The 13,128-nt window shown below is 59.7% G+C and carries 14 protein-coding genes; 8 read left to right on the plus strand and 6 right to left on the minus strand.

Features of this window, described 5'->3' with window-relative positions; all coding sequences use genetic code 11:
* Nucleotides 1-27: 27 nt before the first annotated feature.
* The gene (locus DLM_RS12195) at nt 28-732 is read left to right on the plus strand and encodes an MgtC/SapB family protein (protein WP_089086117.1); all 705 of its coding nucleotides are present in this window, start codon (nt 28-30) and stop codon (nt 730-732) included.
* A 68-nt stretch (nt 733-800) separates the two neighbouring features.
* On the opposite strand, the gene DLM_RS12200 is transcribed toward DLM_RS12195, so the two are convergent.
* Entirely contained in the window at nt 801-1,976 is a 1,176-nt protein-coding gene (locus DLM_RS12200) for a fatty acid desaturase (RefSeq protein WP_089086116.1), read from the minus strand.
* A gap of 147 nt (nt 1,977-2,123) precedes the next feature.
* Between DLM_RS12200 and DLM_RS12205 the strand changes: the two genes are divergently transcribed.
* Both DLM_RS12205 and DLM_RS23875 read left to right on the plus strand, forming a co-directional pair.
* Complete coding sequence (locus tag DLM_RS12205) at nt 2,124-3,536, plus strand: YdgA family protein (protein WP_269461325.1); 1,413 nt, start codon at nt 2,124-2,126, stop codon at nt 3,534-3,536.
* Nucleotides 3,497-3,721, plus strand: coding sequence for a DUF945 family protein (locus DLM_RS23875; RefSeq protein WP_269461326.1), 225 nt, complete (start codon nt 3,497-3,499; stop codon nt 3,719-3,721). The genes DLM_RS12205 and DLM_RS23875 overlap by 40 nt, the downstream gene beginning before the upstream one ends.
* A gap of 94 nt (nt 3,722-3,815) precedes the next feature.
* Here DLM_RS23875 and DLM_RS12210 read toward each other — a convergent pair whose 3' ends face one another.
* Nucleotides 3,816-4,016, minus strand: coding sequence for a (2Fe-2S)-binding protein (locus tag DLM_RS12210; RefSeq protein ID WP_089086115.1), 201 nt, complete (start codon nt 4,014-4,016; stop codon nt 3,816-3,818).
* Nucleotides 4,017-4,097: 81 nt separating this feature from the next.
* Between DLM_RS12210 and DLM_RS12215 the strand changes: the two genes are divergently transcribed.
* From DLM_RS12215 to mnmA, 3 genes are read left to right on the plus strand one after another with little or no spacing between them, the layout of a single operon-like run.
* Nucleotides 4,098-4,544, plus strand: a complete 447-nt coding sequence (locus DLM_RS12215) for an NUDIX hydrolase (RefSeq protein WP_089086114.1) — start codon at nt 4,098-4,100, stop codon at nt 4,542-4,544.
* A gap of 23 nt (nt 4,545-4,567) precedes the next feature.
* A complete protein-coding gene (locus DLM_RS12220) occupies nt 4,568-5,125 on the plus strand; it encodes a hypothetical protein (RefSeq protein ID WP_089086113.1) in 558 nt (185 codons plus the stop codon).
* 26 nt (nt 5,126-5,151) lie between these two features.
* On the plus strand, nt 5,152-6,198 hold the full coding sequence (mnmA, locus tag DLM_RS12225; RefSeq protein ID WP_231960245.1) for a tRNA 2-thiouridine(34) synthase MnmA: 1,047 nt from the start codon (nt 5,152-5,154) through the stop codon (nt 6,196-6,198).
* Nucleotides 6,199-6,240: 42 nt separating this feature from the next.
* Here the strand turns inward: mnmA and DLM_RS12230 are convergent, their stop codons facing one another.
* Nucleotides 6,241-7,041 carry a helix-turn-helix transcriptional regulator gene (locus DLM_RS12230; protein ID WP_231959846.1) on the minus strand — a complete coding sequence of 267 codons (801 nt, stop codon included), beginning with the start codon at nt 7,039-7,041 and terminating at the stop codon, nt 6,241-6,243.
* 156 nt (nt 7,042-7,197) lie between these two features.
* Here DLM_RS12230 and DLM_RS12235 point away from each other — a divergent pair, with 156 nt between their 5' ends.
* On the plus strand, nt 7,198-8,013 hold the full coding sequence (locus tag DLM_RS12235) for a carbon-nitrogen hydrolase family protein (protein ID WP_089086111.1): 816 nt from the start codon (nt 7,198-7,200) through the stop codon (nt 8,011-8,013).
* 130 nt (nt 8,014-8,143) lie between these two features.
* On the plus strand, nt 8,144-9,478 hold the full coding sequence (locus tag DLM_RS12240; protein ID WP_089086110.1) for an APC family permease: 1,335 nt from the start codon (nt 8,144-8,146) through the stop codon (nt 9,476-9,478).
* A gap of 71 nt (nt 9,479-9,549) precedes the next feature.
* Here the strand turns inward: DLM_RS12240 and speA are convergent, their stop codons facing one another.
* From speA to DLM_RS12250, 3 genes are all read right to left on the minus strand, one after another.
* Nucleotides 9,550-11,430, minus strand: coding sequence for an arginine decarboxylase (speA, locus tag DLM_RS12245; protein ID WP_089086109.1), 1,881 nt, complete (start codon nt 11,428-11,430; stop codon nt 9,550-9,552).
* A gap of 11 nt (nt 11,431-11,441) precedes the next feature.
* Complete coding sequence (locus tag DLM_RS23075; RefSeq protein WP_145985844.1) at nt 11,442-11,705, minus strand: hypothetical protein; 264 nt, start codon at nt 11,703-11,705, stop codon at nt 11,442-11,444.
* 90 nt (nt 11,706-11,795) lie between these two features.
* Entirely contained in the window at nt 11,796-13,085 is a 1,290-nt protein-coding gene (locus DLM_RS12250) for an NAD(P)/FAD-dependent oxidoreductase (protein WP_089086353.1), read from the minus strand.
* Nucleotides 13,086-13,128 lie beyond the last annotated feature (43 nt).

Below are 13,128 nucleotides of genomic sequence, written 5' to 3' on the forward strand. Positions count from 1 at the left end.
CCCAAACCATCACCACAGGAGGGCTCTATGCACTTCGATTTTTCTGTGTTTACCCATTCCTTCATTGCCCTGCTGACCGCCTTTCTGCTGGGCTCGGCCATCGGTTACGAACGCCAGGTGCGCCAGCGGACTGCCGGGCTGCGCACCAATGCGCTGGTGGCCGTGGGCGCTGCCGCCTTTGTCGATCTGGCCATGCGCCTGAATGGCCATGAAGGTGCCACCCATGTGGTGGCTTATGTGGTATCCGGCGTCGGCTTTCTGGGGGCCGGCACCATCATGAAGGAAGGCCTGAATGTACGCGGGCTGAATACCGCCGCCACCCTGTGGGGCTCGGCGGCGGCCGGGGCCTGCGCCGGAGCGGGCTTGCTGGATGCGGCCTTGTTGGCTGCCATCTTCGTGCTGGCCGCCAACACCCTGCTGCGACCGGTGGTGAATTCCATCAACCGCACGCCGCTGGATGATGAGCACAGCGAAGTCACCTACCAGCTATGTGTGATCAGTGCCGAGGAACAGCAAAAACTGGCGTTCACCCTGATTGATCAATTGCTGGAGCAGGCGCAGTACCCGCTGGGTGATGTGAATGTCGAGCCGTTTGGCGATGATGATGTGGAAATCACCGCCACCTTGCTGTCGACCTCTGCCGATTCGGAAGTACTGGAGCAGATTGCCGCCCAACTGACTGCCATGCCTTACATCAAGCAGGCCTACTGGAACCAGAGCATTACCGAGTAATCATGCCTGCCATGAAAAAAAATCCCGCTGACACTGCCAGCGGGATTTTTTCCGGTACACAGGGAATATCAGGCCACGGCCGTCCTGCGCAGGCTGAGAGCAAAGCGCTCCAGCGCGGCAATACCGGACCGCTCGGCCCGCAGGCACCAGTCCTGCAGCTCGTGCAGCAGCTGCTCACGCGTCAGCGAGGAGCGTTCCCACAGCCGGCATAGTTCCTGACGCATGGTATAGATGGTATGCAGGGTTTCGCTGTGCTGCAGCACCGCAGCCAGCTGCGCCTTGTCGCACTCCGGCGTGTCCTTGGCATCCTGCTTCAGCCAGATCTTCATCTTGCGCACCAGATCATCCATCTCCGGCAGGCTGACCTGTTCCAGCTCCTTGCGATACACCTGTTTGAGTTCGCGCGCATAACGGGCGGCAATGGCATAGCGATTGGCGATGATGGCCTGCAGGTGCTCCAGGTCCAGTTGCGGACGGCTGCTATCCTGCGCCAGACGCGGCGCCACCCGGCGAACCTTCGCCAGATGGCAGATTTCCAGCATGCGGATGTACATCCAGCCGATATCAAACTCGTACCACTTGTAAGACAGCTTGGCCGAAGTGCCAAAAGTATGGTGGTTGTTATGCAGCTCTTCACCGCCAACAATAATGCCCCAGGGGAAGATATTGGTGGAGGCGTCTTCATTCTCGAAATTGCGATAACCCCACCAGTGGCCCAGGCCGTTGATGACCCCGGCCGCCCAGAATGGAATCCACACCATCTGCACCGCCCAGATGGACAAGCCGGCCGGGCCGAACAGCAGCAGGTCGATGGCCAGCATCAGGAAGATGCCCTTGCCAAAGTGTGGCGTGTACAGCTTGTGCTCGATCCAGTCATCCGGCGTGCCATGGCCAAACTTGTCCATGATGGACTGATCCTTGCAGGCGGCGCGGTACAATTCCACCCCTTCCCACAGCACTTTCTTGATACCCAGTATCTGCGGGCTGTGCGGGTCCTCTGCGGTTTCGCACTTGGCATGATGCTTGCGGTGAATGGCCGCCCACTGCTTGGTCACCATGCCGGTGGTCAGCCACAACCAGAAACGGAAGAAATGACTGGGCAGCGGGTGCAGGTCCAGCGCACGGTGTGCCTGGTGGCGGTGCAGAAAAATGGTGACAGAAGCAATGGTGATGTGAGTCAGCACCAGGGCCACGACGATATACCCCCACCATGGGAGATCAAGCAAACCGTTAAGCCAATGCATGCGGGCAGAAAACCTCAGAATTTTGGGCAATTCTCCATTTTAACCAATTGATCCTGCAGTGTCAGACTGTTTTCTACGGTTCGACTTGTGGCGCGCATGGTGTACCATAGGGCCTCAATCCACACACCCTTCAGAAAAACGCTTGTGTTGCCAAAACGACGTCTGATTATTGCGGGAGCCACTCTGGGTGGCCTGTTGGTGCTCAACGGCGCGGCTGCCTTCTGGGCCGGCATGAAAGCCGAAGACACGCTGGAAGAGCAGCACAAGATGCTGGCCAGCCTGCCGCTGTTCAAGGTGAAGTCCCACAGCTACGACCGCGGCTGGTTCTCCTCCACCGAGACCACCGAACTGGAATTCAACCGCCGCCTGTCCGGGCCGTATGAAAACATGCTGCCGGACAATTTCAAGCCGCTGCTGGGTTCCACCATCAAGTTCACCCACCACATCAAGCATGGCCCCTTCCCCGGCCTGTCCAGCCTGGACTTCCGTCCGGCGCGTGCGCTGGTCACCACCGAATTTGCCATGAGCGATGCCACCCGCAAAACGCTCAAAACCTTCTTTGGCGACAAAGACCCGATTACCGTCACCAACCGGCTGGGCTTTGGCGGCGGCGGCGAACTGAATGTCAATGTGCCCTCCTTCGACTACGAAGAAGCCCTGTCCGGCGTGAAGATGAAATGGAAAGGCTTCGACCTGAAGCTGGACTATGCATCGGGCTACAAGGAATACAAGACCGAAGCCAACTCGCCGGGCTTCCTGCTGGAAGCCTCCAGCAAAGGCAGCCTGGCCTTTGACGGCGTGCGCTATGTCTCCGACATCCGCCCCGGTGCCACCGGCATCAAGCTGGGCACCAGCGAGCTGACCGTGGGCAATGTGCAGCTTAACTGGAAGGACAGCGTTCCTTACAGCATCAAGCTGAACGAACTGGTTTACCTGATGACACGCATGCGGGTGGGAGAATTCATCAACCCGTCCGGCGAATTCAAGCCGTCGGCAGTGGCGCTGAAGAACTTCCGCTACCAGATTGTCAGCAGCGAACAGGACGAATTCATCAATACCCGCGGCAAGCTGGACTTTGCCGAGTTCAACTACAACGACCAGCATTACGGCCCGATGCGGCTGGATGTGTCGGCCAATCACCTGCACGGCCCCACCTTGCTGAAGCTGGATCAGGCCATCAGCCAGATTCCGTTCGAAGGCGTGGACCCGGCAGTATTGCGCAAGCAGTACATCGACACCATCAAGCACACCGGCATTCCGCTGCTCACCAACAATCCCAAGCTGGTGATCAACGACTTCTACCTGAAGATGCCCAGTGGCGAAACCACGCTGCAAGGCAGCCTGGGGCTCAACGGCCTGCAGGAAGCGGACCTGAACAACTCCACCGCCTTCCTCAAGCGCTTTGAAGTGGAAGCCAGGCTGAGCCTGCCGCGCAAGACCCTGGAAAACCTGGTGGTGGCGCAAGCGCGCACCCTGTTCATGGTGGATCAGAGCGCAGAAGTGCAGCCCAATAGGGTGAGGTGGAAGACCTGGCGCGCAATCTGCTGGACAGCCAGCTGACGCAGTGGAAAGACGAGAAATACATCAACGAGGACAAGGGGCAGATTTCCACCCAGCTCAATTACAAGAACGGCAACCTGTCCATCAACAACAAAAAGGTTGGCCTGCCGTGGGAAGAGCAGGAAGATCCTGCACCCGATGCCTCGGCACCGGCAGCCAAGGCAGCGGCCAGCGGTGGCAAGTAGACCGCAGGCAGAAACGACAAAGGGGGCGATCGCCCCCTTTTTCTTGCTCCGCAGCCACGCTGGCCGCGTCATCTGCCCACGGCAGCTTGCGTACTCAGGCAGCCACCCGTCCCGGATGGCAGGCTCCCATCTGCTGCAAGGTTTCCTTACGCAACTGGTTGGCGCAGCAAGCGCACTTGCCGCATTCGGAAGCCACGCCCAGCTCTGCCCGCAGGTCGCACATGCGCGTAGCCCCATTTTCCACCGCCTGGCGGATCTGGCTATCGGTTACCGCATTGCACAAGCAGACATACATGGCACGCACCTTGAATGAGAATGATTCTCGACATAGTATTTTCAAATAATAACGATTGTCAATTAGATTAAGGTCAGAGACATGCAATGGAAACCAAATACCACAGTGGCCACCATCGTGGAACGGGATGGCCGCTATCTGATGGTGGAAGAAGAAACCGAGCAAGGCCTGCGCTTTAACCAGCCGGCCGGCCACCTGGAACACGGTGAAAGCCTGTTTGCCGCCGCCCTGCGCGAAACCCGCGAGGAAACCGGCTGGGAGGTGGAATTACAACACCTGGTGGGCATCTACATGGTGGACAAACCGGACAGCGACATTACCTGGCTGCGCTTTGCCTTTGCCGCGCGTGCGGTGCAACATCATCCGGCAGAAAAGCTGGATACGGGGATTGTCAGCGCCCACTGGCTTACTTACGATGACATCGCCGCCCGCCTGTCGCAACACCGCAGCCCGGTTGTCATGCAATGCCTGGATGACTACCGGCTGGGACAACGCTTTGCCCTGGACCTGATTCACCATCAACCCTGAAGCAGGCGGCAAGGGAGGAATCCTTGCGCCACCTTTATCACTGGCTGCGCCGCCATGCTGCCTGCCTGTTACTGCTGGCCAGCGGAGCACTGCATGCGGAGCCACTGCAGCTCTGTTATGATTACGGCTGCGCCAAACAGCTGGAAGTGGAAATTTCCGAGGAAGCCCGCGACTGGCTGGCCCAGTTGTTTGCCCATCCGCAGGATGCCAGTACCGAACGCAGCCAGATCCAGCGTGCCGTCCAGGCCCTGTACTGGCTGTCGGCCCAAGACAGCCCGCTGTGGCACGACAAGGGTGGCGACCGCTTCGACAACGATGCCGACGGCCGCATGGACTGCATCGATCACAGCCATAACGACTCAGCCTTCCTGCAGTTCCTGGCTACGCAGGGCTGGCTGCATTTTCACCGGGTGGACCCCATTGTGCGGCGCACCCGCTGGCTGCTGACCCAACACTTTGCCAGTCATATCACCGAGCAGGACACCGGCCAGGAATGGGTGGTGGATAGCTGGTTCAATTCATTCGGGGAACCACCCGTAGTGGTGCCCCTGGCTCTCTGGAAAGAAGGATTTTCCCCGTGACGGGTAAGAAACGTATTGTCGTCGGCATGTCCGGCGGTGTGGATTCGTCGGTAACCGCCTGGCTGCTCAAGCAGCAAGGCCATGAAGTCATCGGCGTATTCATGCAGAACTGGGAAGACGACAACGACGACGAATACTGCTCCATCAAGCAGGATGCACTGGATGCCATGAGCGTGGCCGACATCGTCGGCATCGACATGGAAATCGTCAATTTCGCCAAGGAATACAAGGACCGCGTGTTCTCGTACTTCCTCAAGGAATACTCGGCTGGCCGCACCCCCAATCCGGACGTGCTGTGCAATGCCGAAATCAAGTTCAAGGCCTTTCTGGACTACGCGCTGGAACTGGGTGCCGACTGCATCGCCACCGGCCACTACGCGCGCAAGATGGAACAGGACGGCCTGCACTACCTGATGAAGGCAGTGGACCACACCAAGGACCAAAGCTACTTCCTGTACCGCCTGCAGCAACACCAACTGGCCAAATCCATCTTCCCACTGGGCGACATCCGCAAGACCGAAGTGCGCAAGCTGGCCGAACAAGCCGGCCTGCCCACCGCCGCCAAGAAAGACTCCACCGGCATCTGCTTCATCGGTGAGCGCCCGTTCCGCGAGTTCCTGCAACGTTATCTGCCCACCCAGCCGGGCCAGATGGTAACGGCAGAGGGCAAGGTGGTGGGAGAACACATGGGCCTGATGTACTACACGCTGGGCCAGCGCAAGGGACTGACCATTGGCGGCAGCAAGGATGGCAGCGGCGAACCGTGGTTTGTTGCCGGCAAGGATATTCCGGGTAACAAGCTGATCGTGGTGCAGGGGCATGACCACCCGCTGCTGCTCAAGCCCACACTGGCGATGAGCGATTTGTCCTGGACGCTGAACGGCGCACCAGCCGCTGGTGAATACGCGGCCAAGAACCGATATCGCATGGCTGATGCGGCCTGTTCGCTGTCGCCGGTAGTGGATGGCCAGGCCACCCTCACCTTCCGCGAAAAACAGTGGGCGGTGACGCCAGGCCAGTCTGCTGTGCTGTACGACGGTGATATCTGTCTGGGCGGCGGCATCATCCAGTAAGCAAGCCCGGCATCACACCAAGCCTGCCACGCGCAGGCTTTTTCACGCCCGGCTGGCGCGCAGGAATACCGAAAACAGCTCGGATTGCGAATTGATGCCCAGCTTGCTGTACAGGTGTTTCTTGTGCACACGTACGGTTTCCACCGATATCTGCAAGCGCTGGGCAATCGCCTTGCTGGAATGACCACCCAGCATCAGCTGGGCAACCTCGTTCTCGCGCAGGGTGAGGCCCTGCCCCTCCAGCCCGACCGAGGCTGCCTGCGGCGCGGCCACAGCAGGCTTGCTGGCGGCCAGTTGCTCGAAATACAGGCGCTGGCGCATCAGGGCCAGTACCCAGGGCTGCAACAGGCTGAGCGTGGCCATCTGCTCCGGACTGAAGCGCTGCCCTGCCCCCAGCGACAGGCACAAGGTGCTGCCATCCTCACCGGGCAGATTGAACTGCACCTCGTCCTCGACAATATTCAGGCGGAAGTAGCGCTGGTAGTAATCGGTGAAGGGGAAACGGTCCGGTGCCACCTCGTCCAGCCGCAACAGCCCGGCATGGCGGTACTCCAGGCTGGCGACATAAAACGGGTCCAGCCGGTACAGACCCTGCAAATAATCCTGAAACAAGGTATCCACCCCGCCATCGGCCATGGCCTGCTCGGCCAGCACCGTGGGCGGGCGATCAGGGTAAAACAGCAGCACCACCCAACTGTCAAAGGCCACATAATCGGCCAGTACCCCTAACAGGGCCGGCCAGAACACGGGTTTGTCCAGTTGATCGATCAAGCGCCCCACTGTGCGATGCCAGGCGATATCCTGTATTTCCAAAGCCACGACTACCCCAATCTGGTTACTCATTTGATGTAATTTTCATACCTGGATCAGGGACCGATACTGAGCCCTGTGCTGACAGCTTCTCAAGCTAGCACGCTTCCAGACGCTCCAACAGCCTCCCCGCTGACAACGGGGCTGCGCCAGCAATGTAGTCTGACAACATTCAACCAAGGAGACAGCATGATTGTAGAACTGGCCCAACTGCCTGGCGCCGATGGCGACATCCCGGCCAACACCGCCAGCGCCCTGCAGGCCATCGCCCGCTGCAGCCCGGATACCCGGCTGCTGGTATTCCCGGAAACCTACCTCAGCGGTTTTCCCACCGCCGACAACATCGCCGCCCTGGCCCAGCCCATCGACGGCCCGGCCATCCGCACCATCCAGCAGGCGGCACGAGACAAAAACATCAGCGTGGCCATCGGCTTTGCCGAGGCACATGAGGGCCGCTTTTACAACACCACCGCCCTGCTCACCCCGCACGGCGTGGCACTGGCCTACCGCAAAACCCATCTATGGGCATCCGACCACGGCATCTTCACCCCCGGCGATGCATTGCTGAGCTGCGAGTGGGAAGGCCTGCGCGTCGGCATCCTCATCTGTTACGACATCGAGTTTCCGGAAACCGCCCGCGCGCTGGCGCAGCAAGAGGTGGACCTGCTGATTGTCACCAACGGCAATATGGACCCGTACGGCCCGGTGCATCGCACTGCGATTACCGCACGCGCCATGGAAAACCAGTTGTTTGCCGTGATGACCAACCGCTGCGGCAGCGGTGATGGCCTGCAATTTGCCGGTGAAAGCGCGGTGATCAACCCCTTTGGCCAAGTGGTGGCCAGTTGCGGCCGCGACCCGCAGCAGCTGCGTGTGGCACTGGATTTGAACCAGTTGGCCGCCAGCCGCCGTGATTACCGCTATCTGCACGACCGGCGCATTGCCCTGGCCGGTGACGTCATCAACGGCGAAAACGGCCAGCGCAGCTTCCGTATTCAACACTAGGCAGTGGGCCGCCTCCGTCTGCCGGACGCGCCACGTCCGCCCGGAAGCACGCCCTGCCGGCAAGGTGAAGTGCATACAAAAGAGACAGGCTCATGACAACAAACACAAACATGAGCAACAAGGAGAAACAATGGAAACGAAACAACTGGAGCGCTCGCTGACGCTGGGCTCCGTGGTGCTGTTTGGCCTGGCCTACATGACGCCCATCATCGTGCTGGGAACCTTCGGCATCCTGGCGCAAATGACCGATGGCATGGTGCCGGCCGCCTATCTGGTGGCACTGGTGGCCATGCTGTTTACCGCCTACAGCTATGGCCGCATGGCGGCGGCCTTTCCAGTGGCCGGTTCGGCCTACACCTACACCCGCAAATCCATCCACGCCAAGCTGGGCTTCCTGGTGGGCTGGGCGGTGTTGCTGGACTATCTGTTCCTGCCGATGGCCATCTGGCTGATCGGCGCGGCCTATCTGGCTTCCGCCTTTCCCGCCATCCCGATGGCGGTGTGGGTGATTGCCTTCATCGTGTTCACCACGCTGATCAACATCATCGGGCTGAAGATGGCCAATACCGTCAACTACCTGATGATGCTGCTGCAATTTCTGGTGCTGCTGGCCTTTGTCGCGCTGTGCATCCACTATGTGGCGGGCGATGCCAGCAAGCCCTTGTGGAATCTGGCGCCCTTTTTCCGTGGCGACATGAAGCTGCCGATGATCATGGCTGGTGCCGCCGTGGCCTGTTATTCCTTTCTGGGTTTTGATGCGGTCAGCACGCTTACCGAGGAAACCCGCGATGCACGCCACACCATTCCACGCGCCATCATGTGGATTACCATCATCGGCGGGCTGATTTTCGTGCTGGCATCCTACTTTGTGCAGTTGGCCCACCCCTCCAGCCAGTTCAAGAGCGTGGATGATGCCGCGTTCGACATTGCCAAGAATATCGGCGGCGACCTGTTTGCCAGCATCTTCCTGATCGGCCTGATCATCGGCCAGTTTGCCTCCGGCCTGTCGGCGCAGGCCAGTGCCTCGCGTCTGCTGTACGCCATGGGCCGCGACGCGGTGCTGCCGCAGTCCGTATTCGGCAAGCTGCATGTGCGCTTTCGCACCCCGGTGAACAATCTGGTGATTTGTGGCGTGGTGGCCTTGCTGGCACTGAAGCTGGATGTCACCACCTCCACGTCATTCATCAACTTTGGTGCTTTCCTGGCGTTCAGCTTTGTCAATCTGTCGGTGATTGCCCACTACTACGTGCGCCAGCGCCGTCGCGCGCCGCGTGACTTCTTCCTGTTCCTGCTGTTTCCGCTGATCGGCATGCTGGCCGACCTGTGGCTGCTGGTCAGCCTGGATGGCCGCGCCATCATGCTGGGACTGATCTGGCTGGCGCTGGGGATTGCCTATCTGGCCAAGCTCACCGGTTTCTTCCGCCGCGAGCCGCCGGAACTGCATTTTGTCGAAGCCGAAGGCTGATTTTCTGAGCAATACACGCAAAAAAGCCCTGATTACTCAGGGCTTTTTCTTTTGTATCAGACCTGCGCGGCTTAAACCGACAGATAGGACGACTGCTTCAGACCACGGCAGAACTCGGCAAAGAACACATTGCGCTCGTCGCTGGACAGGTCAGCCGCACGGGCTTTTTCCTCGTAGCGGTTGAGGATTTCCTCCGGCGACAGGTGTACATAGCGCAGCATGTCTTCGATGGTGTCATGCTCCTCGACACCGGCAAATTCCAGTTGGCCATTGTCGCGCACATAGACGTTGACCGAGTCGGTATCGCCAAACAGATTGTGCATGTCACCCAGGATTTCCTGGTAGGCACCCACCATGAATACGGCAATCAGGTATTCCTTGCCCGCGGCCACCTCATGCACCGACATGCTGGATTCAATGCTTTGCTGGTCGACATACTGCTTCACCTTGCCGTCCGAATCGCAGGTCAAATCCTGCAGCACGGCGCGGCGGGTGGGCTGCTCGTCCAGCCGGTGTACCGGCATGATGGGCAGGATCTGGTCGATGGCCCAGGTATCCGGCAGGCTCTGGAACACCGAGAAGTTGCAGAAATACTTGTCCGCCAGCTTGTCGGTCAGCTCGTCATACACCTGGCGCTGCGAACGCTGGCTGGCTTGCAGCTGGCGGTGCAGACGACGGCACAGGGTGGCGTGTACGTCTTCGGCCATCGCCTTTTCCTTCAGCGAAATACGGCCGGCGGAGTAAAGGTCGGACACATCGGACGCGTAATGGCTGGCACGGTAATAGATTTCCGTCACCATTTCTTCGTCGGTCAGCTCCATCAGCTCGAACAGCTTGCGCACCGGCTTGGCCAGTACCGACAGGTCATCCACTTCCGGCACGCTTTCCGGCAGGCGTTCCACATCAGTCACGTTCATGATCAGCACCGCATGGTGGGCAGTCATGGCACGGCCGGATTCGGACAGGATGCGCGGATGCGGAATGCCGTTTTCGTCGCAGAACTCGGCCAGCATGGACACGATGACCTGGGCGTATTCGTCCATGTCGTAGTTGATGGAGCTGGCATTGCGCGAGTGGGTGCCGTCGTAATCCACGCCCAGACCACCGCCCACGTCGACGTGGTCAATCGGCAGGCCCAGCGCACGCAATTCGGCAAAGTAACGCACCGCTTCGCGGAAGCCGGCACGGTAGTCGCCGATATTGGCAATCTGCGAACCCATGTGGAAGTGCATCAAGCGCACGCAGTCGGACATGCCGGCAGCGGCCAGCTTGTCAGCAGCGGAAATCAGCTGGGCCGCGGACAGGCCGAACTTGCCCTTGTCGCCACCGGTATCCGCCCATTTGCTGCTGGCCAGCGAGGACAGGCGCACGCGCATGCCCAGCATCGGGCGCACGCCCAGCTTCTGGCTTTCTTCAATCGCCAGGTCAACTTCGGATTCTTTTTCGATGACGATGAACACCTGATGACCCAGCTTCTGGCCGATCAGCGCCAGACGCACGAACTCGCGGTCCTTGTAGCCATTGCAGATGATGGTGCCGCCCTTGGGAGCCAGCGCCAGCACGGCCATCAGTTCCGGCTTGGAGCCGGCTTCCAGCCCGATGGACACGTCGCGGGTGGCGATGATGCTTTTCACCACCGCTTCTTGCTGGTTCACCTTGATGGGATAAATGGCGGTATAGCGATTGCCGTAGTTTTGCGTGGCAATGGCATTGTCAAAAGCGCGGCACAGGCGCGTCACGCGGTCTTGCAGGATGTCCGGAAAGCGCACCAACAGCGGCAGATCCAGCCCTTTGGCCCCCAGTTGACGGCTTAATTCGTGCAGATCAATCCGTGTGGCATGACGCACATTCGGCTGCACCTGGATGCATCCGTTGTCGCCCACGTCAAAATAGCCCGCCCCCCAATGCCGGATGCCGTACAGGCTCCGGCTATCAGCCACAGTCCAAGCCATGAGATTTTCCCTCAATGATTCGATGGATAACCCCGCTCCTTAGTGCGCGGCTTTCGGGCTACAAAGCTTTTATGTGGGCCTGGGATGTCGGAGCGAAACAATTGATTGTCGGTGTTTTGCATTGCAAAACGAGCGCGGATTTTAACAACATCACGCAGCTTGACAAGTAAAAATTTGATGACGTGGCCTGGATGGCAATTTTCCGGCGCATCCCCTTTACCCGGATGTCCTGTTCCGCGACGAAAAAACGGCAAATATGCCGTCCGATCATGCATTTGACGGCATATCTTCCATTGCGCCGGCGCGGCTAAAAATCAGCGCCCAGCAAACCGTTCTCCGCTGTCCTGCGGCAGGCAAGCTAGCGCTTACAATGCATCCAGCATGCGGTAATAGGCCATGCCCAGCACCAAGGCAGGGGTACGCAGCCACTTTCCACCGGGAAAGTCACGATGCTGCAGGCGGGCAAACAGGTCCAGCCGGCCTGCGGTGCCGGCAATGGCCTCGGCCATCACCTTGCCGGCAATGCCAGTAACATTGACCCCGTGGCCGGAAAAACCCTGCATGTAGTAGATATTGCCGGCCAGGCGGCCCAGGTCCGGCGCGCGGTTGACGGTGATGTCGCAAAAACCGCCCCAGGCATAGTCCACCTTCACATCCGCCAACTGCGGAAACACCCGCAGCATATCGCTGCGCATTGCCCCGGCCAGATCATGCGGCTCGCGTCCGGAATAGCTGACCTTGCCGCCAAACAGCAGACGGTGGTCCGCCGACAGCCGGTAATAATCCAGCACGAAATTGGTGTCGCACACCGCCATATTGTTGGCAATCAGACTGGCGGCGCGCTCAGCACCCAGCGGTTCGGTGGCAATCACATAGGTGCCAGCCGGCATGATCTTGCGCTCCAACTGCGGCTGCAGTTGGCCGATATAGGCATTGCAGGCCAGCACTACATGCTGGCAGCGCACCAGCCCCTGCTCGGCATGCACCACAGGCTGCGCCCCCTGCTCCAGCCGCAATACCGGCGTCTGTTCATAAATCCTCACTCCCGCGGCCAGTGCCGCACGCGCCAGGCCCAGCGTGTAGTTGAGCGGATGCAGATGGCCGGAACGCGGGTCAAACAAACCACCCCGGTAGCGCGAACTGCCCAACTGCTGACGCAAGCGGGCGGCATCCCACAGCTCCATGCCTTCATAGCCGTACACCAGTTCGGCTTCTTGCTGCCAGACTTCCAGCTCCTGCAGGTGGCGCGGCTTGACCGCGACATTACAGAAGCCGCGCGTCCAGTCGCAATCAATGCCATGGCGGCGCACCCGTTCATCGATGATGTCCACCGCCTCCACCGACATATCCCACATCACCCGCGACAGTTCGCTGCCAAGTTGCGTGCGCAGGGTGTCGATACCGCAGGCATAGCCGGCTATCACCTGACCACCGTTACGGCCAGAGGCACCAAAACCCACGGCGGCCCCCTCTAGCAGCACAACCGAGAAGCCGCGTTCCGCCAGATTGAGCGCGGCAGACAGGCCGGCCAGCCCGCCGCCCACTACACAGACCTCAGCCGATACGGCCTCCTGCAGCGGAGGACAGTGCGCCCAGTGCATGGCCGTGGCCTGGTAATAGGAATTGACAGGAGCTTGATGGGCAAAGCGCAGCATGAACACCTCTTGATCGATGACAGCAAACAGCAGCAACGCCGGA

The sequence above is a fragment of the Aquitalea magnusonii genome (genome assembly GCF_002217795.2).
Lineage (GTDB): Bacteria > Pseudomonadota > Gammaproteobacteria > Burkholderiales > Chromobacteriaceae > Aquitalea > Aquitalea magnusonii_B.